The organism is Pseudoalteromonas sp. TAB23, from assembly GCF_000498075.1.
Lineage (GTDB): Bacteria > Pseudomonadota > Gammaproteobacteria > Enterobacterales > Alteromonadaceae > Pseudoalteromonas > Pseudoalteromonas arctica.
In genome coordinates, this window is the sequence record NZ_AUTP01000308.1 from 32,060 (window position 1) to 53,713 (window position 21,654).

Annotated in this window: 19 protein-coding genes and 3 pseudogenes; 13 read left to right on the top strand and 9 right to left on the bottom strand. The window is 38.6% G+C overall.

The window, feature by feature from the left end:
- Positions 1-100: 100 nt before the first annotated feature.
- Both L654_RS0119760 and L654_RS1000000127435 read left to right on the top strand, forming a co-directional pair.
- The gene (locus tag L654_RS0119760) at positions 101-1,540 is read left to right on the top strand and encodes a diguanylate cyclase (protein WP_029753713.1); all 1,440 of its coding nucleotides are present in this window, start codon (positions 101-103) and stop codon (positions 1,538-1,540) included.
- A 266-nt stretch (positions 1,541-1,806) separates the two neighbouring features.
- Positions 1,807-1,944 (top strand): annotated as a pseudogene (locus L654_RS1000000127435) (NfeD family protein); the annotation flags it as partial.
- A 36-nt stretch (positions 1,945-1,980) separates the two neighbouring features.
- Here L654_RS1000000127435 and L654_RS0119765 read toward each other — a convergent pair.
- Positions 1,981-2,853, bottom strand: coding sequence for an SMP-30/gluconolactonase/LRE family protein (locus L654_RS0119765; protein ID WP_024608850.1), 873 nt, complete (start codon positions 2,851-2,853; stop codon positions 1,981-1,983).
- Between the two features lie 100 nt (positions 2,854-2,953).
- Between L654_RS0119765 and L654_RS1000000128385 the strand changes: the two are divergent.
- Positions 2,954-3,088: pseudogene (locus L654_RS1000000128385) on the top strand (DUF6363 domain-containing protein); the annotation flags it as partial.
- Positions 3,089-3,097: 9 nt separating this feature from the next.
- On the opposite strand, the gene L654_RS0119775 reads toward L654_RS1000000128385, so the two are convergent.
- From L654_RS0119775 to L654_RS0119785, 3 genes are read right to left on the bottom strand one after another with little or no spacing between them, the layout of a single operon-like run.
- Positions 3,098-3,343: a hypothetical protein gene (locus L654_RS0119775; RefSeq protein WP_024608851.1), complete on the bottom strand. Its 246-nt coding sequence runs from the start codon at positions 3,341-3,343 to the stop codon at positions 3,098-3,100.
- Positions 3,340-4,935 (bottom strand): PepSY-associated TM helix domain-containing protein, encoded by a 1,596-nt coding sequence (locus L654_RS0119780; RefSeq protein ID WP_024608852.1) that lies wholly within the window; start codon positions 4,933-4,935, stop codon positions 3,340-3,342. The genes L654_RS0119775 and L654_RS0119780 overlap by 4 nt, the downstream gene beginning before the upstream one ends.
- Positions 4,932-5,219 carry a hypothetical protein gene (locus L654_RS0119785; RefSeq protein WP_024608853.1) on the bottom strand — a complete coding sequence of 96 codons (288 nt, stop codon included), beginning with the start codon at positions 5,217-5,219 and terminating at the stop codon, positions 4,932-4,934. The genes L654_RS0119780 and L654_RS0119785 overlap by 4 nt, the downstream gene beginning before the upstream one ends.
- Before the next feature lie 236 nt (positions 5,220-5,455).
- Here L654_RS0119785 and L654_RS0119790 point away from each other — a divergent pair, with 236 nt between their 5' ends.
- The 3 genes from L654_RS0119790 (at position 5,456) to L654_RS0119800 (ending at position 9,220) form a co-directional block, all read left to right on the top strand.
- Positions 5,456-6,229, top strand: a complete 774-nt coding sequence (locus tag L654_RS0119790) for an undecaprenyl-diphosphate phosphatase (protein ID WP_024608854.1) — start codon at positions 5,456-5,458, stop codon at positions 6,227-6,229.
- Between the two features lie 206 nt (positions 6,230-6,435).
- Positions 6,436-6,657, top strand: coding sequence for a hypothetical protein (locus L654_RS0119795; RefSeq protein ID WP_024608855.1), 222 nt, complete (start codon positions 6,436-6,438; stop codon positions 6,655-6,657).
- Positions 6,658-7,198: 541 nt separating this feature from the next.
- Positions 7,199-9,220: an ATP-binding protein gene (locus L654_RS0119800; RefSeq protein WP_024608856.1), complete on the top strand. Its 2,022-nt coding sequence runs from the start codon at positions 7,199-7,201 to the stop codon at positions 9,218-9,220.
- Positions 9,221-9,636: 416 nt separating this feature from the next.
- Here L654_RS0119800 and ahpF read toward each other — a convergent pair whose 3' ends face one another.
- Positions 9,637-11,211: an alkyl hydroperoxide reductase subunit F gene (ahpF, locus tag L654_RS0119805; RefSeq protein WP_024608857.1), complete on the bottom strand. Its 1,575-nt coding sequence runs from the start codon at positions 11,209-11,211 to the stop codon at positions 9,637-9,639.
- A gap of 154 nt (positions 11,212-11,365) precedes the next feature.
- Complete coding sequence (gene ahpC, locus L654_RS0119810) at positions 11,366-11,935, bottom strand: alkyl hydroperoxide reductase subunit C (protein WP_007581822.1); 570 nt, start codon at positions 11,933-11,935, stop codon at positions 11,366-11,368.
- A gap of 282 nt (positions 11,936-12,217) precedes the next feature.
- On the opposite strand from ahpC, the gene L654_RS0119815 reads away from it, so the two are divergent.
- The 3 genes from L654_RS0119815 (at position 12,218) to L654_RS0119825 (ending at position 14,121) form a co-directional block, all read left to right on the top strand.
- Positions 12,218-12,637 carry a DUF3429 domain-containing protein gene (locus L654_RS0119815; protein ID WP_024591878.1) on the top strand — a complete coding sequence of 140 codons (420 nt, stop codon included), beginning with the start codon at positions 12,218-12,220 and terminating at the stop codon, positions 12,635-12,637.
- A 266-nt stretch (positions 12,638-12,903) separates the two neighbouring features.
- On the top strand, positions 12,904-13,302 hold the full coding sequence (locus L654_RS0119820; RefSeq protein WP_024600580.1) for a hypothetical protein: 399 nt from the start codon (positions 12,904-12,906) through the stop codon (positions 13,300-13,302).
- Positions 13,303-13,305: 3 nt separating this feature from the next.
- A complete protein-coding gene (locus tag L654_RS0119825) occupies positions 13,306-14,121 on the top strand; it encodes a class I SAM-dependent methyltransferase (RefSeq protein ID WP_024608858.1) in 816 nt (271 codons plus the stop codon).
- Between the two features lie 27 nt (positions 14,122-14,148).
- Here L654_RS0119825 and L654_RS0119830 read toward each other — a convergent pair whose 3' ends face one another.
- Entirely contained in the window at positions 14,149-15,753 is a 1,605-nt protein-coding gene (locus L654_RS0119830; RefSeq protein WP_024608859.1) for a GMC family oxidoreductase N-terminal domain-containing protein, read from the bottom strand.
- A 102-nt stretch (positions 15,754-15,855) separates the two neighbouring features.
- On the opposite strand from L654_RS0119830, the gene L654_RS0119835 reads away from it, so the two are divergent.
- The 4 genes from L654_RS0119835 to L654_RS0119850 all read left to right on the top strand — a co-directional run bounded on the left by L654_RS0119835 (position 15,856) and on the right by L654_RS0119850 (position 20,176).
- Positions 15,856-16,866 carry an AraC family transcriptional regulator gene (locus L654_RS0119835; RefSeq protein ID WP_024608860.1) on the top strand — a complete coding sequence of 337 codons (1,011 nt, stop codon included), beginning with the start codon at positions 15,856-15,858 and terminating at the stop codon, positions 16,864-16,866.
- Positions 16,867-16,903: 37 nt separating this feature from the next.
- A complete protein-coding gene (locus tag L654_RS0119840; RefSeq protein WP_024608861.1) occupies positions 16,904-17,890 on the top strand; it encodes a Gfo/Idh/MocA family oxidoreductase in 987 nt (328 codons plus the stop codon).
- A 446-nt stretch (positions 17,891-18,336) separates the two neighbouring features.
- A complete protein-coding gene (locus tag L654_RS0119845; RefSeq protein ID WP_002960591.1) occupies positions 18,337-19,080 on the top strand; it encodes a FadR/GntR family transcriptional regulator in 744 nt (247 codons plus the stop codon).
- 232 nt (positions 19,081-19,312) lie between these two features.
- Positions 19,313-20,176, top strand: coding sequence for a DMT family transporter (locus tag L654_RS0119850; protein WP_007581815.1), 864 nt, complete (start codon positions 19,313-19,315; stop codon positions 20,174-20,176).
- Between the two features lie 61 nt (positions 20,177-20,237).
- Here L654_RS0119850 and L654_RS0119855 read toward each other — a convergent pair whose 3' ends face one another.
- Both L654_RS0119855 and L654_RS1000000127875 read right to left on the bottom strand, forming a co-directional pair.
- Positions 20,238-21,434 carry an MFS transporter gene (locus tag L654_RS0119855; protein ID WP_024608862.1) on the bottom strand — a complete coding sequence of 399 codons (1,197 nt, stop codon included), beginning with the start codon at positions 21,432-21,434 and terminating at the stop codon, positions 20,238-20,240.
- A gap of 74 nt (positions 21,435-21,508) precedes the next feature.
- Positions 21,509-21,654: pseudogene (locus tag L654_RS1000000127875) on the bottom strand (oxidoreductase); the annotation flags it as partial.

Consider the following 21,654-nt stretch of genomic DNA (forward strand, 5'->3'; position numbering starts at 1 on the left):
CTTTGAGCTCGATCTAAGGACGATTAACACGCCCAAGTAAAAACAATAAAAAATACAATAGATAACAATTTAATTGTGGCTTAAACACATGGAGAGTTGAGTGAGTAATAACCTATCAGATGAAATATGGCGAAACTTGGAGTTACTGCCGTTTTGTGTATTACTTTATGATGCCAATGAAAATATATTTAAAGTTAACAGCCAAGCACAGGACTTGTTTGGCTTAAAAGACCAATCACATTTTAATAAAATTGATTTTGCACACATCACTTTGACCAATCATCACAGTAAAAAAGAACTGTTAATCGAAGATCTATTCTTAGACTATTTTACAGCAAATAATCAATGCCAGTTTGCTTTATCAAAACAAACATCTAAATTACTACTCAATGTAAAATTTGCAAAATTACCTAACTCACATTCAATTATTATCATTGATATATTAAATAACAATGTCGAAGAACAATATGATTTTGATAATATCATTTCGAACATATCAACTGACTTAATTGATATTCAAAACGACGACGTTGATAAGCATATCAACTATGCATTAAAAGCTATTGGTACCGTATGCCACGCAGATAGAAGTTATTTATTTAAGTTTGCCGAGGACGGTAAAACAATAAATAACACTCACGAATGGGTAAATAACGATATACAAGCATTTAAAGACGACTTACAGGACCTTCCAAAAAGCGACCTCCCTTATTTTTTTACTTTAATGGCCCGTACTCACTTATTTAGAGTTAACGATGTAACGTTGTTACCTATCCAAGCAACGAGCGAAAAAACAATTTTCCAGCAACAAAAAATAAAATCAGTACTTTGCATTGGTCTACGTTATGACAAAGAGCTCGTTGGCTTTATAGGCTGTGATTGCGTTGTTCAAAAGCGAAACTGGACTGATTTAGACCTTATTCGCTTAAGGTTAGTAGGTGAAATGCTTGCTAATGCTTTCAAAAATTTAAATTATAAGCAAGAGCTACAACAAGCTCAACAGCAACTCATTAATGCCAATCATAAACTTAACAAACAAGTTAATACTGATGGCCTTACAAACATTGCTAACCGACGCTGTTTTGATCAAACTTTAAAATGCGAAATTAAGCGCGGCGCACGCAATAAAGAACCCATTAGTTTAATAATGTGTGATATTGATTTTTTTAAGCGTTATAACGATAACTATGGGCATCAGCTAGGTGACGAAGTGTTAAAACAAGTTGCCAAAGCGCTGCATGATCTTTGTAAACGTGAAGGTGATTTAGCCGCTCGTTTCGGTGGTGAAGAATTTGCGATAATTTTACCCGCAGTCGACACAGATCATTGTCAAAGGTTTGCTGTTCTTATTCAGGAAAAAATCGCAGAACTCGCAATTGAACATAATTTTTCAAGTGCTAGTAATTACCTTTCTTTGAGTATTGGATTTTATAGCCTTATACCCAATCAAAAAACAACATCTAAAGAAGTTATAACTAACGCCGACATAGCCCTTTATAACGCAAAAGAAACAGGCAGAAATAAAATAGCCAGTTTTTAAAAAACCGACTAAGTCGGCGCGCTACAGTGAGTTTTAGTGGTTAAAAGTTCGCTGTAGTGATAATCTATACACGCTGAAATTATAAACAATACAACCACTCAGCGTTTAATTATTAACACAAAACTGCGCCTTCTTCATAGAGTACTTTGAAGTAATAATCAGATATCACTAAATATAACACCTCACTAATTGTTGATGGAGTTAATTTACTTATCAGTGATTGTCGCTTACAAAGCTAAGTATGGCGTTGAAATGAGGCCCCAGGTACATAACAAGATTTAACTACACATCAATATTCAGGTATTAGCTGGAAACTCAAAAGTGAGCAACCAATTAGCGCCGGTACTGAGGTTTTAGTAACCAAAAAAGAAGTAGGTGTTATGTGGGTTAGGCCTAAAAACTAATCATCACTGTAAAAAGCAAGCACTGTGAATTACAGGTTACAGTAAAACGGGCGGCTCAAACTGCCCGTTTTTTATGCCTGAGATTTGAAATACAGCGCCTTGTTCAGTAACAGTATTATTAATCGATTCATCAAATGCCGATGTCACAAGTAACAATTCAGCATTTTCACCACCAAATGCAGTGCATGTCGGTTTTATTGCACAAAGCTTTATTGTTTTAATTAGCTCACCGTCTGGGGATAAACATATAACACACCCCATTCCCCACACAGCTAGCCACAAATTACCTAATTGGTCGGTTACGCAGCCATCGGGGTCAACATCAGTATTATTAAATTGATAAAAAACACGTGGCTCAGAGCAAGGTTCGCCAGTTTGCTCATCCAAATCTAATACATAAATACAACTCGTTAAAGAGTCGCAGTAATAACCGCGTAAACGTGGCTTATCAAAGCACAATCCATTTGGGATACTCAAGTTACTTACAACGACTTTAAGCTGGCGTTTATAATAACGGTATATTTTACCATCACTTTTTTTAGCATTTACATCCATTGTACTTAACCAAAAACCACCCCATGGATCAGCGCGGCCGTCGTTTGAACGCCTATTTAGTTGTGTATTTTCAATATTAAGAATAAGGTGGCGAGTACTCGAATTAATATGGTATTTGTATAAACCAGTACTTGTACCTAGCAACAAGTGCTGCTCATCAATCCACGCTATTGCACTGAGCGTATCAGGCATATTAATTGTTTTTAGTTGGCTTTCGCTGTGTATTTTTTTGCTTAAAAGTAATTTTTTATTTATGTCGACCCAAAAAAAAGTATTCAGCATAGGGTGCCAAAGAGGACTTTCTGCAAGCTGATTCTGTGTGCTTTCAAAAATGGTTACGCTAGGGTCAAACATAAATACTTATTCTTTATTATTAACAAAGCCTTGTAACCCAAACCTTACCAGAAAACAGTTGATTTCGCGATGTGTACCTGGCTTTAATTCATCAACACGCCCTAGTGACTGCAAAATCAATATCATTGCACCACCGGCTAATTTTAAAGTTGGGCGTACCACTAAAAAGTTTGAAATACTTAATAGTGGTTACAACATGGGAGTTGATACTGCTAAGGCCTTTTTAGCTAAATAACTGTATTATTTAACCTAATAATTGCGGTGCTTTACCCGCAATAACTGCGGTTAGTAAACCAGCTAACATAGCTCCCACAACTGTGCATATTGCACCGCCTAAAATACCGTAAACACTCATAAAACATATCAGCGCTAAACCAAATAGCAGTGCACTTAAAAATGTTTTAGCCGCTAATGTAAGTGTGTTTTTTCGTATATTGAGCATCATTAGTAGTAAACTCACCATCGCAATTGTAATTAGTAGCTCGTTCATGCGGGTTGTACCTCAATTTGTAATTTTTGTGTGTTTTTTATTTTTAAGGCAACAAACATACACACGATACCCACCACCATAAAGCTTATATCTACTACCGCGACAAGCGAGCTATTAAGGTTAATAACATTGCTAACGCCAAGAAAAATATTAAGTGGCAGCACCAAAGCAAGCGAGGCGCCGCATAGTAAAAGAGTCAGCTTAAAGTAGTTTTTACAACCTATCGGTAATACACTTAAGAGTAACCATGCCAACCACGTATAAAAGAACACGGGTCCAAAAAAACTATTTTGCGCCACACCAACAACGCTATAATTAAGTACAACTTGCACAGGAAATAGCACAAAGCTTGCTAATACCAAACCGCCACAACTGCCAATAATAAAACGATTCCAGCGTGCATATGCCTGCATACTCAGTGAAGGGCTACTGCCACGTGTGCGCTTTGTTAGCCACATCATCATGCCCGAAATAGGTAAAAGCGCAGTACTTAAGCCAAGCAATACCCAAAGTAATTTTACAAACACTCCTGCAAAGTTCCCAAAGTGCAGCGGAAACATCAACTCAATTACTTTTATCGAAACACCTGAAATATCACCAAAACTACTCATCGACTGCACAAACTCACCATTGCCCTGATAATGCAGTAACTGAGAAGCAACAGCCTCGCCACCTAACAAACGCAAATATACCTGCGCATTCGCATCGTTATGCGCCATTATTGTGACATCTCTAATTATTGCTTCAGGGTAACGACTATGAGCATGCTCTAAAATAGTGTCTATTTTTGTAGGTTGCTTAATGTGGCTAACTACAGGCTCAGGAATAGCGGTAAACGTTTCTATTAACTTATCTTGATCGCCACCAAAGCTCACAAACGCAGCTGCTGGTAGCAAAATAATGGTTGCGAGCCCTAAAAATGATCCTGTAAAACCAATCATAATATTAAATACGCTGCCCCAAATACCTATAACCTTATGAGCATCGCTTACTGCAATATCTAACCCTTTATCTCGCCTAAACGTAAAGAGCTCTTTTATCAATTTGCGATGAATAAACAAGCCTGTCACTGCACTTACTAAAAGCGTTAAACCTAAAAACCCAGTGAGTATTAACCCAATTGGTCGCCCTAAATGCAAATCTGCATGAAACTCTCCTATATAAGTTGGCGCATCCGTTTTTTTATTGGCGTAAAACTCTTTACTAGGCCCATAGTAAGTATTTTCCAGCGCTAACGTATCGGGATGAAACTGAAATACTCTGGCTACCTCTTGGTCGTAATTTTCATCGCCATGGTGAGATTCAAATACCAACGTTAACAAATGAAAGTTATGCCCACTTGGTAAAAACACATGAATGTTTTCGCCAAATTCACTAGGTACTTTTTTATGGTATTCGTTTACTAGTCGGTTAATTTGCGCGCTGGCAACGTGTTGGCTAGATTGCAGCTCTGGATTAGCCCATATTTTTAACTCAGGTCGCGACAGAACTGCTAACGCCCCACTAAATGCAACAATAAATAGCAGTACAGCAGTAATAATTCCTACCCAGCTATGTAATAAAAATAGCTTTTTTAAAGTAATCGACTTCATCCCTGCCCCTGCGTTAACGCCCAAAAACTCAATAAACCATGTAATACACACAATGCAATCATTACTACAAAAGGTTGCCATGCTTTTTTTGCCAAATACGCATAAATAAACAACGCAGTCCAAATAACAGGAAAGAGTAAAATAGGTAGTAATATTTGTTCATTCATTTGAAACGGTAAATAGGTTGTCATACCCGGAATCATTATTACCGCAGTAACTAGCGCTAATACACACGCAATTAAGTGCCTTCGCCGTGTAGCTGTAAACGTTTTTTTATTATTCATTATTCGCTCAGTAAATTTGCCCAAACATATACAAAACAGCACATGCAAATGATAACAATTACCATTATATTGTGCATTTAATGCTTAATGCAATTTATTAAACAAATTAAGTCTAAAAACACTGTTGGTTTTCCTTTAGAGCTTTTATGCTACGCCTCGCAATTTAGGTACGCAATAATGCGTCATTTCAGTTAAGCCGAGTTCGGGCTTTTTAATTTTTCAGGAAGCAGTAAACCGTGGATATAATTAACGCGATTATTTTAGGTATTATTGAAGGTATAACAGAATTTTTACCCATATCATCAACTGGGCACTTAATTGTAGCGTCAAAGTGGTTAGGCATTGAATCAACAAATGCTAACCTCGCCTTCGAAGTAATTATCCAGCTTGCCGCCATTTTAGCGGTACTAGCCAACTATAAAGACAAGTTTAGCCCTAAACATTTCAATTTATGGGTGAAAGTTGCCATTGCATTTATTCCTTTGGGTATTATTGGTTTTATATTTAGTGATGTAATAAAAACACTGTTTAGCGTACCGGTAGTAGGTGTTATGTTTATTGTAGGCGGTGTGATTTTTTTACTATTAGAGCGCAGTTATAAAGAGACTCACTGCACAACTACCGATGTAACCCAAGTTACTTATAAACAAGCTCTTTGGATTGGCGTAGCACAAGTATTTGCGTTAATTCCAGGGACTAGTCGTGCTGGAAGCTCTATTGTTGGTGCCATGTTGTGTGGTTTAAACCGAAAAGCCAGCGCTGAATTTTCATTTTTACTTGGTTTACCTGTACTTGCAGCAGCCTCAGGGTACGACTTACTTAAACATTACCAACTGTTTAGCTTAGATGACCTAACTGCCCTTGCAGTTGGCTTTTTAACATCTTTTATAGTTGCTTATTTTACTATTAAACTATTCATACGCTTTCTAGAAAATTTCACTTTTGTTAGTTTTGGTCTTTACCGAATCGTATTTGGTGTTATTTTATTAACTAACCTGAATTCTGGTTAAGAGATTTAAAAACACTATAAATAATAACGATATTTAAGTCTGTTTCTCTCTAGCTAGAAATTTTTGGTGAAAACAAGGCGAATTTACGCGTCAATAGCTGGTCTATTGCAAGGAAATTCAACGCAGTTAGCGCTAAAAATAGCTGCTTGAGATAGATTTATTATCCAGAACTCAGGTTAGCTATAGCCTACACATAAGAGAATATTATGAGCGAAAAAATAAACGAAGAAGCACTCCACGCCCTAAAAATAGCTTTTACTTACATGCCTAAAGCGATTGAAGTGACAAAGTATGAATATGGCGAGCGTTACCAAAGCGTACTTGATCACATTGAAGTTGTACGTGAAACACTGCTTATTAACGATGTTGACCCAGAGGAAGTAGGCGGCGATATCAACCCGCAATATACCCCAAATTCAACGTATTAAAAGTATACCGCTGAGTATTATATGCTCGGCGGCATGTTGCGCTATATACAAGGGCCTGTTTATCTTTCGAGGTTAAATTTGCAGCAGACTGTTTGGTATTTAGGCAAGTCAGAGCCTATGTAGTGTGGTTATTCCCCATAAATAGGCGATAACGCAGCATAAATGCCAAACATGCGCTGCCCTTTGGGTTCTGCCTAGGGACAATTTACTCTTTGTTGCTCGGTTTTTACTTATTCTTACATGGATGTAAGCCAGTAGAATAACGCAGGAGCAGTTATCGAGCCCACTAGGTTACAAACCTCGCGCCGCGATTAAATCGCCCCTAGATTGAACAAATTTTAATCCTGAAAGGTCAACAGGCCCTACTACTATTAATAAACCACTAACTTAGTTCATAAAAACATAAGGTTATAAAATTTAATACGTATCAATTTTAGTTATTAGTAATTAAAACTGCTAAACTGGATTTTAAACTAATACCAATGCCCTAATTGGCCTATGTATTATATAAATTGAACAAAAGCTTACGGGGTGTTTTCTTTTGAATTTTTTACGATGTTTTCACGATATAGTTTCTAATCAATCTCTTGATTTTGAAAATAAAATTAATAAGCTCTTAGTGTTTGGGTTAGAAGTATTTGACCTTGAGCTAGGTATTATTAGTAAAGTAGATAAAAACAGCTACACCGTTTTATATGCCAAAACCCCTGACAACTCACTTTTACCCGGTACCGTGTTTGAATTACAAGGCACCTATTGCGTACATACGCTCGCTGCTGGCTCTGCACTTGCCTTTCATAAAGCATCTCAAAGTGCAATTGCAAACCACCCCTGTTATATAAACTTTCAGTTAGAGTCTTATATTGGCGCGCCAATAAAAATTGGTCATAAAATATTTGGCACCGTTAACTTTTCATCCGCAAAAGACTCCCTCGCTTTTAACGATGATGCTTATGACTACATCGAATTATTTGCACAATGGCTTGGATCGGAATTTGCTCGCACCCAAGCTAAAGAACAACTCATAAAAAATAGTAATACTTTATTAAAGTTAGAGCACGTTGCAAATATAGGTACGTGGGAGGTTGATCTAGTCTCCGATAAAATCACCTGGAGCGAGCAAACCTACCTCATACATGAGGTGGATGAACAATTTCAACCGCAAATGAATTCTGCAATCGAGTTTTATAAAGAAGGTCCAAGTCGTGAAGGCATTACTCGCGCGGTAGAATTAGCCATAGAAAAAGGCAAAAAATGGAATCTAGAACTAGAAATAGTAACCGCTAAAAATAAACACTTATGGGTGGCTACCTTTGGTGAGGCCGAATTTGATGAAGGCCGATGTGTCCGATTATTTGGCACCTGCCAAGATGTAACCGAATCAGTAATGCTACGAGAAGAGCTTAAACAAAAGCAAGCTCAAGCAGAGCGCCTACTTGAAGACAGAAGCATGCTCTTTGCTAAAATCAGCCACGAATTAAGAACCCCACTGAATGGCATTACAGGTATGCTAACCACATTAGTTGATGAACACAGTGAAGAAGTTCGCGCTGAAAAAATTAAAATAGGACTTAGAAGCGCCGATATTTTACTTAGTATTATTAACGAAGTGCTCGATTTTTCTAAAATTAATCATGGTGAGCTAAAGCTTGAGCCTACTGACTTTTTACTAAAAACAATTTTTACTGATTTAACTTCTTTATATACACCTCTATTTAAAAACACGCATGTAACGCTACAAGTAAATAATACAATTGATGACAACTGCTGGGCGTTTAGCGACAACACACGCCTTAGCCAGATTGCTTCTAACTTACTGAGTAATGCACTTAAATTTACTGAAAATGGTTCAGTTACACTAAACACCAGCCTTTCTAAAATAAAAAATAAGCTAAGTTTAAATATTGAAGTGTCTGATACAGGTCGAGGAATGAGTAAAGGCTTTTTAGAATCACTGTTTTCTCCTTTTTCTCAAGAAGTAGATGCTAAAAATTCAAAAGGTGGAACAGGCCTTGGCCTTGCAATAGTAAAAGAGCTTGTTGAATATATGGGCGGAAAAATAAAGGTAAAAAGTACACCTAATAAAGGCACTACGTTTTTAGTAAATATTCCTATTGAGAAAGGGACAGAACAAAAACAAGAAAGCCTTAAATCAACGTTAGATATCAATGGCAGTGAACTATCAGTGCTTGTAGTCGATGATAACGATATTAATAGGTTGGTGCTTCACGCTTCTTTAGGCAAACTTAATATTAAAGCCGACTCTGCAGTTGATGGCCAAGATGCTGTATTAAAATGTCGCCAAAAGCATTATGACCTTATTTTTATGGACTGCATAATGCCCATACTCGATGGATTTGAGGCAACAAAGCAGCTTAGATCAGAAAAAATCTGCTCGCATGAAGGAACCTACATAGTGGCTATAACTGCTAATACTTCATCACAAGATAAACTTGCCTGCAAACAAGCCGGTATGGATATGTTTATATCAAAACCTTTTAAACTACCCATACTTGAAAAAGCAGTTATTAACGCGCTTGAGCATACAGCTAAAGTTAGCTAACCTTTATAGCTAACTAATTGGTTAAATAAGGATATAAAATTAAAAACATAATTAGAACTATATTGCTAACAGTGCTTATTGTTGCGGTATTTAAAGCCGTTTCCACTGGGTAATGGAGCTCATCAATAACAATAGTTATCGTATCTGGCGTATTGCTGTTAGTTACATTTATCAGTGCTAAGTCATCACGTGGATCATCCGCTTATACTGGCAGTGACTCATCAGTTTCCTCTAGCAGTAACTCATCGCATTCTCATACAAATTGTAGCGGCGGTGATTCTGGCGGTAGGTGCGATTAAATCGTGTGCTAATTCTTAAGCATTAAAAAAGCCGCCTTTGGAGAAGGGCGGCTTGGGTTAACAAACAGCTATGGGTGTAGCCTTGCTGTTATATCAAGAGAGTTTTTACTAATTACATTAAGCAGCGCTTTGATCAGCTTCTTCAGAGTGACGAATTAAATAATCAAATGCACCTAAACTTGCTGTTGCACCGCTGCCCATTGCAATAATAATTTGTTTAAACGGAGTATTGGTTGCATCCCCCGCGCCATAAATGCCTGGTAATGAAGTTGCGCCTTTAGCATCAATCAGTATTTCACCAAATTTGCTTAATTCAAGGTCGCTGTCTTTTAACCATTCGGTATTTGGTATTAAGCCTATTTGTACAAATATACCGGCAAGTTCAAGCTCTTTGCTCTCTCCCGACACTCTATCTGTGTACATTAAGCCAGTTACTTTTTTACCATTACCAAGTACTTCGGTAGTTTGTGCACTTTTGATAATGGTAATATTAGCCATGCTTTTAGCTTTACGAATAAGCACTTCATCAGCACGTAGTGTGTCTGCAAATTCAAGTACCGTAACACTTTGCACAATATTAGCTAAATCGATTGCTGCTTCTATACCTGAATTACCACCGCCAATTACGGCAACAGGTTTACCTTTAAATAAAGGGCCATCACAATGTGGGCAATATGCCACACCATGGCCGCGATATTCTTGCTCCCCTGGTACGTTCATTTCGCGCCAGCGTGCACCAGTGGCAAGTACGAGCGACTTAGCTTTAAGCACTGCGCCATTTTCTAGTGTAATTTCGTAGCCATTGTTATAACCAAGTGCCGCTGCACGCTGATTATGCATTACATCTACATCGTATTCTTTAACGTGATCTTCAAGCTGGGCAACCAATTTTGGCCCTTCAGTCGCCTTAATCGAAATAAAGTTTTCTATTGCTAATGTATCTGCAACTTGTCCACCAAATCTGTCGGCAACAATACCTGTATTTAAACCTTTTCGTGCTGAGTAAATCGCAGCCGATGCGCCCGCAGGCCCGCCACCAATTACAAGTACATCAAATTTATCTTTTTTACTTAGCGATTCAGCTTGGCGCTGTGCCCCTTTGCTATCTACTTTATTGAGTATATCGGTAAGGCTTAGTGCACCTTGGCTAAATGGTTCGCCATTTAAATACACAGCCGGTACAGCTAAAATATTTCGCTCTTCTACTTCATCTTGAAATAATGCACCGTCAATCATGGTGGCTTTAATATTACTGTTTGTCGCTGCCATAGTGTTAAGTGCTTGCACTACTTGCGGACACGTTTGGCAACTTAAACTTATATATACTTCAAAGTTAAGTTCTTGAGTAAGCGATTGTATTTGTTCAATGTCTTCGCTTTTAGCTTTACTTGCGTGTCCGCCAGTATGTAAAAGTGCTAGCACTAAACTTGTGAATTCGTGGCCCATAGGTACGCCTGCAAACGTAATATGGGTATTTTTAATAGGTGAATGTACAACCATTGACGGGCGACGCGCGCTTGTATCTGGGTTGTTTATTACCGTAAATTTATCGCTCAGTGAAGCTAAATCGTTCGCTAAGCTTTCTACTTCTGCTGATTTTTTGCTGTCATCCAAGGCAATAAGCAGCTCAACAGGTTGAGTCAGCGATTCAAAATGGCTTTTTAATTGATTTTTTATGTTGTTATCTAACATGGCTTAACCCTTTTAGGAAAATTTAAACAGCAAGCCTCCCATGCCAAATAATGCATGTGCTTAAACAAGTATATTGATATAGGAGGCACCAACAAACGGATGTTCGTTGATTTAAGGGCAGTTACCTGCCCTTATAGTAGGAATAAATCTATACTTAGATTTTACCAACTAAATCTAGTGAAGGTGCAAGTGTGTCTTCACCTGGCTGCCAAGATGCAGGACAAACTTCACCGTCGTGAGTTGCAATGTATTGTGCAGCTTGTACTTTACGAACAAGTTCTTTAGCGCTACGGCCAATACCTAAATCGTGAGTTTCAATAATTTTAATTTCACCTTCTGGGTTCATTACAAATGTACCGCGAAGTGCTAAGCCTTCTTCTTCAATCATTACGCCAAAGCTACGAGTAATACGTCCTGTTGGGTCGCCAATCATTGGGTAAGTAATTTTACCAATTGTGTCTGACGTATCGTGCCATGCTTTGTGAGTGAAGTGAGTGTCAGTAGATACTGAGTAAACTTCTACGCCCATTTCTTGAAGTTGTGCGTAATAATCTGCAACATCACCAAGTTCAGTAGGACATACAAATGTAAAGTCTGCTGGGTAAAAGAAGAAGATTGACCATTTACCTAGAACATCTTTTTCAGACAATTCTACAAAGTCACCGTTGTGGTAAGCGGTTGCATTGAATGGTTGTAATTTAGTATTGATTAATGAAGTGCTCATGGTATTTCCTCATCTATATTTAATGTATTTAAAAAGTAATCAACGCTCTCGTTTAAAACGACCTTCTGCGTTGGCTTGGTTAATACAATAAGGCTAATGGATAATTAAATAAAATTGATTGTTTAGATTAAAACAATCTGTTTTTTGGATTGAACTATATAATCTCTTTTACCGTAAGCATTATTTGGATTGTAAACGCTGGCGAATTATTAAGATCGCTAATCGTAATACTGCTACAATAGCCGCGCTTCAAATAAGTCATTAAATATAAGGCACGCCGTAATGGAAAAATTTTTTAACCACATACAACTAGGTTACTTAGGCTTAATCCCGTTTTTAGGGTGTGTGGGTTGGCCGCTTATGTTTGGCAGTAATAGCCTTAACTTAGAGTTTTTTACTTTTTACAGTATCGCCATTTTAGCATTTATGGCAGGTAGCTTGTGGCGCGCCGGAGAGCAAAGCTATAGCAATGCAATTAAAGCGGTATTACCTGTTATCCCAGTTCCATTTTTATCATTTTTACCTGTAGAGTGGGCACTGGCTTGGCTAGGTGCTAGTTTTTGGTTAGTACTTATATTTGAAAAAGCCACGCCGCAATGGAAAACCTATCATAAAGATTATCAAAAAATGCGTGTAGTACTTACCTCTGTTGTGTTTGTTTGTCATATCCTTACTATTGGTATGAGTATTTACCCTAAGTAACCTGAGCTCTGGATAATAAATCTATCTCAAGCAGCTATTTTCAGCGCTAACTGCGTTGAATTTACTTGCAATAGGCCCGCTATTGACGCGTAAATTCGCCTTGTTCTCACAGAAAATCTCTGGCTAGAGAAAATAAACTTAAATATCACCATAATTCAATGCGTTAGCAAATCTATTAACCAGAGTTCAGGTTAAATAGTGGCTGTAAACTTAAATATTGCGTGGTAATAAGGTAATATCCGCGCACTGCTATTTGAGGACACACCATGATTGACCAATTACGCCAACAACTCGACGAACTTGGCGAAAACTACGTAGAAAAAAACGCGGCATTTAAAATTAAAGTGATCCCCTTTTTTTGTGCTATTCGCATTAAAAAAGATCATAAAAGCGAAGGTCGTTTGAGTTTTTATTCAAGTCAATTACTCGAAATTTTCTTGGTTGTCTTATTTTTGCTATTCGGTTTAATGCTTTACGATACAAATGCAGGATTTACCCATGGGCCTATTCATATTGCCTTTGCCATTTTAATTACCTTTAATCTTATTATTAAACAAATCGCCATTGAAGGGTTAAAAACACGCCTTGCTTTTCATCGTTTACTTGCAGCGCAGTCTCAAAAAAGTACGCCTGATGCCGATAACACACCAACTAAACCACTTTAATTTATGTATTTAAATCCTCAATGGCGAATACTCACCGTAGGCGATGGCGATTTATCTTTTTCGAACGCTATTTACACTCATCTATCGCCAAAAGCTTTGGTTGCATCCACTTACGATGACCAAGCTACTATTGAGAAAAAGTATCAGCACAATGCACTTAGCAACCTAAAAGCGCATAACGTTGAGGTACTTAATGGTTTTGATGTAACAAACCCCGCGTGTTGGCAAACTCTAAGTGAAAACCAGCACAGCTTTGACGTGGTTATTTTTCAATTTCCGCTTATACCCGCGTTTGTTGGCCGTGAAGCGTTTGAAAACAACACGCGCCAAACCAGCATGAACGTATTAAACCGCGCTTTGCTGCATCAATTTATTAAATATGCTAACGAATACGCGCTTGATAAAAATGGTCCAATGCTTTGCTACATCACTTCAAAGGATGTAAAACCTTATCGAGAATGGAATATTGAAGGAAGTTTAAATAATGGTTTAACCGCTGATTATTTAGGCCAAATCCCATTTGATATTAACCATTTTGAAGGTTATAAAATTCGTAATGTTGACCGTGATAAACACGTAAAAGACACCAGCGGTATCACTTACGTTTTCAGCCAAAAAGGTATTGATACACACACTAGTGAATTAAGCTCACGTCTTACCAAACCTGCATACTTAACATCTAACCATTGCCCCCTTTGCCGCGTTGGACCCTATATGGCAAGCGAGGACGAAACCAAGCATCTAAACGCTAAAAAGCATCAGCAAATGCTACATCTTGAAAGCGATTGGCAACAATGGCTAAATGAGTTTTATAGCTAATAAATAGCCCTACTACAGTTTATTTAATTACACCTTTTCGTGTTTAATTAAATCAGCTGCTTTTTCAGCAATCGCAATTACCGGTGCATTTGTGTTGCCGGTAATAATGGTAGGCATAATCGACGCATCGACTACGCGTAAGTTACTTACCCCGTGTACTCGCAAATTAGTATCCACCACTGCCATTGAGTCTTGCCCCATTTTACATGTACCAACTGGGTGATACTCGGTATCTGCCGTTTGGCGTATAAACTCAATTAACTGATCATCATTATTTATATCAAGCGGGTAGATCATTTTACCGCGTATGTTATCAAAAGCTTTACTTTGCATAATAGCGAGTGTTTTTTTAAGGCCAGCAATCATTACAGCTAAGTCGTCTGGGTGGCTTAAGTAATTAGGGTCAATAAGTGGAGCACTACGCGGGTTGCTGTCGGCTAATGTAATAGTACCTCGGCTTTTGGGGCGCATAATACTGCTGTGTATACTGTAACCATGCCCAGTGTGTAATTTACGACTATGATCGTCCACCAGCCCAATTACAAATTCTAGTTGCACATCGGGCGCTGGCGAGCCTTCAAATAATTTAATAAATGCATGCGACTCTGCAAAGTTACTGGTTAATCGCCCTTGTCGTTTACTAAACCAGTTAACACAGCCTTTTATAATGCTGGCAATGCCTAGCGGGCTTATACCAAATGTGCCTTTATTTGTTTTTGATTTATAAAGTGGCACTACTGTTAAGTGATCCTGTAAATTAGCGCCAACACCTTCAAGTACGTGCTGAACCTTAATGTTATGTGCACTTAAATGCTCTTTTGGGCCAATACCTGAAAGCATTAATATTTGAGGCGAATTAATAGCGCCAGCACTAAGTATTACCTCTTTTTTAGCACGTAAATTAATAACCTCTTTATTACGCTCTATTTGCACGCCTTGCGCTATCTTATTGGTTATATTTATTTTATTAACGTGGCTATTGGTTAATACCGTTAAATTTGGGCGGTTTAAATGCGGTGTTAAATATGCTTTTGCTGCACTACAACGCTCGCCATTGTGCTGAGTTACCTGCGATAAACGTGCACCACTTTGCTCTTTGCCATTTATATCGTCGCTTAAATTAACGCCCTGCTCAGCACAGGCATTTAAAAAATATTGGTTTACATCACTTGGGTTATTTAGCTCTTGTACATGTAGCAGACCCTTTGTCCCGTGCAGCTCATTATTTATAAACGCTTTATTGTTCTCAGCTTTAATAAAGTACGGGAGTAAACTATCAAAATCCCATCCCGTGTTGCCATTAGCAGCCCATTGGTCGTAATCGTACTTATTACCTCTTATGTAAACCATTGCATTAGTCGAGCTTGACCCACCCAGTACTTTGCCACGCGGCACAAAACCACATCGGTTATTAAGCTCTTTTTGTGGCACCGTATTGTAATGCCAGCTATTTATGCCATAAGGCACACTCGCTGCTATGCCTGCTGGCATTTGCACAAATACACTGTTATCACTGCCGCCAGCTTCAATTAAGCACACACTTACATTTTTATCCTCAGACAATCGCGATGCCATAACGCAGCCGCCACTACCTGCGCCAATCACAATGTAATCAAATGTTGTATTGTTCATGGTGTACCTTAATAAAAGTTTTAAACGGCTTTAACAGTAATAGTGCATAGAAAAATTCAACAAAACTTGATATTTTTAGACATCGTTTATTTGAGGTTAACCATGAGCAGCCTAATCAGAGCCACGTCATTACAAGGTATAGACACGCTAATTAGCGAATTTGGCGGCGATCCGCATGAAATAATGCAAAACTGTAATATTAATAACGTTGACTTTAAAAATCTCGATAACCAATATTTACCTTATCGAGATTACGCTGAGCTATTAGAATACTGTGCTTGTAAGTTCAATTGTTCTAGTTTTGGCCTTAGGCTCGCAAGTAGACAAAATTTTGATATTTTAGGGCATATTGCAATAGCAGCTAAAAGTAGTACTAATTTAGGTGATGCACTTAATTGGGTTATTAAATACCTTCACTTGCACAGCCCTGCACTTAGCTTAAACTCGCACCCTTTAGAGAATGATAAAAGCTTGTTTTTATCATTCGAAATTAATTTAAAACCATTACCGAACATCAACCAAGTGATTGAGCTAACCATTGGTTTAGCATTGGCTGTTATTAAAAAGCTGAGTAATAACCGCTGCAAACCAATTAATGTATTTTTGCCAAAAAAATTAAGTACTAATACTCGTGCCTATAACACTTACTTTGGTTGTAACGTTATAGAGCATCGCAACAGCGCTGGTATTGTAATCTCAAAAAGTGATTTAACTCTTGAGCTTGATCACCCTGAACTAAATAAAGTACAAGCGGCGCTAAGCTTCTTGGCAAAAAACAAAGAACACACACAACCATTGCCCAACCAAGTTAGTGCACTAATTAGGCCTATGCTTCCTATTTATCAATGTAGTAACCAAACTATTTCAGCTGCGCTGGGTATGCACCCGCGTACTCTGCATCGAGAACTTATCAAACATAATACGAGCTTTATAAAACTTAAAGATGCCACTCGTCGCGCTTTAGCTGCACACTATTTAGCGCAAAACCAATTTACAATATCAACCATATCTGAGCTTTTAGGGTATCAGGAGCAAGCAACGCTAAGTGTTAATGTTAAACGCTGGTTTGGATGTTCTCCTCGAGCATATAGGACTAAAAAGATGTTAAACTAAACACTCTTATTATTTTTATTTAAGCTAAGGAGTGAGCATGAACTTTGTTATTGTTGGCACCAATTTTATTAGCGACACACTGTTAGCCGCTGCAAATACATTAAACGATTTTAATTTATATGGGGTGTGCTCGCGCGCAGTATCAAGCGGCGAAGCATTTTTAGCCAAACACCCACAAAATGCACAAGCAAAAATTTTCACCTCAATCGAGCAAGTATGCCAAGATCAAAATGTTGATGCCGTCTACATAGCCGCCCCTAACAGCTTACACAAACAATATGCCGTTATGTGCCTAGAAGCGGGTAAACATGTCCTTGGCGAAAAACCATCAGCAGCCAATTCTAAAGAGCTTGCAAGCATTATAGCTACAGCAAAAAAACATCAGCGCCTTTACATGGAAGCCATGATGACCACTCACTTGCCTAACTTTGCACGGCTGCAACAGGCAATGGTAAAAATTGGCACACCACGTAAATATATTGGCCAGTACAGTCAATATTCATCGCGTTACGATAAATATAAAAATGGCGAACGTCCAAATACGTTTTTGCCCGAGTTTGCTAATGGTGCTTTAGTTGATTTAGGGATTTACCCACTGTATTTATTAATTGCACTTTGGGGAGCACCGCAAAGCGTAAGTGCCAGTGGCGTATTACTTGATACAGGTGTAGATGGTGCGGGTGATGTATTACTAAACTACGCTGATAAACAAGCCGTTATTAGTTACTCTAAAATATCGCAAGGCGACAACATAACCGAAATACAAGGCGAACTTGGACGCATACGTATAGAAGCCGTATCGCAACTTAAAAAGGTGGAGTTTATTGCTAATAATGGTGAGGTAGAGATTATATCCCAGCCATTTGATGAGCACTTTATGAAATACGAAGTTGAACACTTTATGGCATTAGTGAAGCGAAATATCCTTGAGTCACCCGTTAATACGCACATTTTAGCCAGTAACGTAATGAGCGTTCTTGATGAAGCGCGCAAACAGCTTGGGGTTGTGTACCCTAACGACTAATTAAATAAAATATGGGCGTTAACCAACGACAGTTAACGCCCAGAAGAAAGCTTAAATAGCTCTCGTACAACTACACATTTTACAAAACACACTTTAAAAACACATTTAAATAATAGCGATCCCCATCCATGGGCAATCAAATACTTCTACAATAAAAAACTTAACACTGACAACCCAACTCGGTTTATTACCAATATTTATTACTCAATAACCTTAAATCTAACCTAACACATAAAAACATTACCAATCAAGCTGGCCAATTACATTATTTTAAACTAAATTGGTAATACAAGAATACAACCATTGGTGTATAGTGGTTTTTAACCATAACATCGCGTTAGAATTTTGACATAATAGTGAATTTTAAGGTAACCTCTGATATTAACAGTTGGTTTTGACTTTTAGGCCCCAGAGGCCATTATTCCTTAAGGTAATGAAGGTAAAGTATGGGTAATCGTCGCTTATTTTGGCGCATAGTTGATAAAATTGAGTCTTTAATAAATCAAGGCGAATTTTCTGCTGGGAGTCGTTTACCACCTGAACGTGAACTTGCAGAAATGTTTGATGTAAGTCGCCCTACCATTAGAGAAGCTATTATCGCATTAGAAGTACGTGGCCGAGTTGAAGTTAAAACCGGCTCTGGTGTTTACGTAGTAGAACAAAAAAATGCATCTATAAAATCAAAAGAGATCAGTGCATTTGAACTTACTCAAGCTCGCGCATTAATTGAAGGCGAAATTGCCGCTTTAGCTGCTCAAAGCATTACAGAAGAAGAACTAGAGCAACTAAACAAAACATTAATTGCCATGGAAAAAGGCCTGTATGTTGAGCAAGCCGACCGTGAGTTCCACGAAATTATAGCTAGAGCAACGCGTAATAAAGCACTTGAATTTGCAGTGTCTAACTTGTGGGATTTACGTTTAACAAATCCACAAATTGTTGCTGACTATGGCAGTGTGTGTAAAAACAATAACGAGTGCGTTATGGATGAACACACCGCTATTTATACAGCCCTAAAGTCGCATGATGCAAATGCAGCGCGCAGTGCAATGCACAAACATTTTAACCGCTTAATTAATGCTTTATTTGACGCTGTAGAATCGCGTGCACTTGAAGAAATTAAACGCAAAAATGATGAAAAACGAGGCCTCTACTCGCTTGATGGCTTAGTTAATAAAAGTGCCCACTAAGGCCTTTTAACCAACTGATTAAAGTTAGCAAACGCCTGTTTGCTAACTTTACCTCTTACTTTATTTACCCGCCCTATTTAATATACTTTTAATTGCGCTATTTTTGGTCGCAAACACTTACCTATAAATTTAAAAAAAGATACTATGCCGCCATTAATATCGGGCGGGTTTAGCTTTTATACTCCCTGCATTACATAACTAATTGATAGAGTTACTCAACTCAAGGATTAAAATGCAAGCATCTTCAAAAAGTTATTTACTGGCTATCGTGTGTGTACTGCTTGCTATGATGACCATTCAAACGGGCGCGTCATTTGCAAAACAGCTTTTTCCTATTGTTGGCCCTGAAGGTACAACTGCCCTTAGGCTTGGTTTTTCTGCCTTTATACTTTGCTTAGTGTTTAAACCTTGGAAACACTTACCTACTTCGGGTAATCGTATTCCTATAATTGTGTATGGTTTAAGTTTAGGCGGCATGAACATTTTGTTTTATTACGCCATTGAGCGCATTCCACTAGGCATTGGTGTAGCGCTTGAATTTACAGGCCCGCTTGCTGTTGCCTTATTTTCATCACGCCGCAAACGTGACTTATTTTGGGTTGCCTGTGCTATTGCCGGTATTTTGCTTCTGCTTCCTGATATGAGCGGCCAAGACAGCCTTGATCCATTGGGTGTAGCGCTTGCGCTTGGCGCCGGTGCATGTTGGGCAGGTTATATATTATTTGGTAAAAAAACGGGCACACAAAGCTCTGGTGGAGCAACTGTCGCATTGGGTATGACCGTTGCCGCTATAGTGCTAGTACCTTACGGCGGCATTATGCAAAGCGCCGCGTTTACGTGGGAAATTATCCCACTGGGTATTGGTATTGCTATTTTATCAAGCGCACTGCCTTACACACTTGAAATGGTTGCACTGCGTAACATGCCTTCACAAGGGTTTAGCGTAATGATGAGTTTAGAGCCTGCAATTGCTTCGCTCGCAGGGTTTATTATACTGGGTGAGTTACTTACTTTATGGCAGTGGCTCGCTATTTTACTTGTAATTATTGCATCTGTTGGTAGCTCGTTTTCAAACGCAAAAAAACAGACTACCTAATTAATCTAAATAAAGTCACCACGCAACATGGTGAATTTATTGTGTTGTATCCAGTAATTTTTTAACTCACAGCCTTACTTTGCTTTTTAGTTGTAACCAAATAGCCAATCAACGAAATAAGCGGCATGCCAGTAGCGACCAGAGCAATACCTGTCCACCCGCCCGCTTCATATAATGGGCTGGCAATAAGCGAGCCTACTGCGCCACCTACAAATATACTAGTCATGTAAATAGCGTTTAAACGCGCACGGCTTTGCGGCTCTAGTGCATACACTGCACGTTGACCCAATACCATATTGGCCTGCACAGCAAAATCAATAAACACACCGGTTAATGCCAATACTATAATGCCGTAAGGTAGCTCAAATAAGCTTGGTAAAAAGCACACTGCTGCAATTACTTTGGCCAGTAACGATACCTGATGTGTATAGCCTTTATCTGCCAAGCGACCAACAATAGGGGCAGCTACAGCACCTGCCGCACCCACTAATGCAAACAATGCTATTTCTGATTGCGATAAACCATACTCACGGGCAAGCACAACCGGTACGCTCGTCCAAAATAAACTAAACGATGCAAACATTAATGCTTGAAAAAGTGAACGTTGGCGCAGCACTGGTTGGCTTATCATTAACTGTTTAAGCGATTTTAATAACTTAAAATACGTTGTTTTATGGGTAGGTTGCCTGCTTGGAATAGCAAAATAAATTACGCCTGCAATAAACACCATACACCCTGCTGCAAAGTAAAATACAGCACGCCAACCAAAGTGATCGGCTATTAAGCTCGATATAGGTCTTGCCAGCAAAATACCTAGCAAGAGACCCGCCATAATATTGCCAAGCACCTGCCCGCGCTTCTCGTCAGACGATAAATGCGCAGCAAGCGGAATAAGCACCTGAACAGAAACCGAGCTCATACCTATCATTAAACATAAAATAAGCATTACATTAGGTGAATCAGCAAGTGCCGTACCCACTAAACTCAAAAACGACACAGCTAAAGTAATAAGCATTAAACGCTTATTTTCAATTAAGTCAGCTAATGGCACTAAAAAAAACAACCCCAAAGCGTAGCCTATTTGTGTAAGCGATACGATAAGGCTAGCACTGTGCGCACTTAATCCAACTTCTGGGGCAAGCAACTCAATAATAGGTTGAGCGTAGTAAATATTGGCAACAATAAGACCGCAACACAAAGCAATAATAGTAACGAGTGTATTGCTAAGTGGTTGCGCTGAAACGCCTGGTTGGGTCATGTGTGTCTCTACTTTATAAAAATAATAAAACCCAACCAGCAAACGCGGGTTGGGTTTTTACAAAAAACTTCGTTTTACTTAATTGGTGATGGCTGCCCATGTGGGCTTGAGCGTAAATACTGTTTAGGTGCAGTTACTGTAGCGCCAAGCTCTGCAGCTGCATGCCACGGCCAATGCGGGTTATATAAAATGCCACGCGCCAGCGCTACACCATCGGCTT

Excerpts from the sequence above, each read along its gene's own strand:
- L654_RS0119835 (WP_024608860.1), top strand. The coding sequence starts at position 15,856 with ATGAGCAGCCTAATCAGAGCCACGTCATTACAAGGTATAGACACGCTA.
- L654_RS0119830 (WP_024608859.1), bottom strand. The coding sequence starts at position 15,753 with ATGAACAATACAACATTTGATTACATTGTGATTGGCGCAGGTAGTGGC.
- L654_RS0119775 (WP_024608851.1), bottom strand. The coding sequence starts at position 3,343 with ATGAACGAGCTACTAATTACAATTGCGATGGTGAGTTTACTACTAATG.
- L654_RS0119840 (WP_024608861.1), top strand. The coding sequence starts at position 16,904 with ATGAACTTTGTTATTGTTGGCACCAATTTTATTAGCGACACACTGTTA.
- ahpC (WP_007581822.1), bottom strand. The coding sequence starts at position 11,935 with ATGAGCACTTCATTAATCAATACTAAATTACAACCATTCAATGCAACC.
- L654_RS0119820 (WP_024600580.1), top strand. The coding sequence starts at position 12,904 with ATGATTGACCAATTACGCCAACAACTCGACGAACTTGGCGAAAACTAC.
- L654_RS0119765 (WP_024608850.1), bottom strand. The coding sequence starts at position 2,853 with ATGTTTGACCCTAGCGTAACCATTTTTGAAAGCACACAGAATCAGCTT.
- L654_RS0119845 (WP_002960591.1), top strand. The coding sequence starts at position 18,337 with ATGGGTAATCGTCGCTTATTTTGGCGCATAGTTGATAAAATTGAGTCT.
- ahpF (WP_024608857.1), bottom strand. The coding sequence starts at position 11,211 with ATGTTAGATAACAACATAAAAAATCAATTAAAAAGCCATTTTGAATCG.
- L654_RS0119850 (WP_007581815.1), top strand. The coding sequence starts at position 19,313 with ATGCAAGCATCTTCAAAAAGTTATTTACTGGCTATCGTGTGTGTACTG.
- L654_RS0119780 (WP_024608852.1), bottom strand. The coding sequence starts at position 4,935 with ATGAAGTCGATTACTTTAAAAAAGCTATTTTTATTACATAGCTGGGTA.
- L654_RS0119815 (WP_024591878.1), top strand. The coding sequence starts at position 12,218 with ATGGAAAAATTTTTTAACCACATACAACTAGGTTACTTAGGCTTAATC.
- L654_RS0119785 (WP_024608853.1), bottom strand. The coding sequence starts at position 5,219 with ATGAATAATAAAAAAACGTTTACAGCTACACGGCGAAGGCACTTAATT.
- L654_RS0119825 (WP_024608858.1), top strand. The coding sequence starts at position 13,306 with ATGTATTTAAATCCTCAATGGCGAATACTCACCGTAGGCGATGGCGAT.
- L654_RS0119855 (WP_024608862.1), bottom strand. The coding sequence starts at position 21,434 with ATGACCCAACCAGGCGTTTCAGCGCAACCACTTAGCAATACACTCGTT.
- L654_RS0119795 (WP_024608855.1), top strand. The coding sequence starts at position 6,436 with ATGAGCGAAAAAATAAACGAAGAAGCACTCCACGCCCTAAAAATAGCT.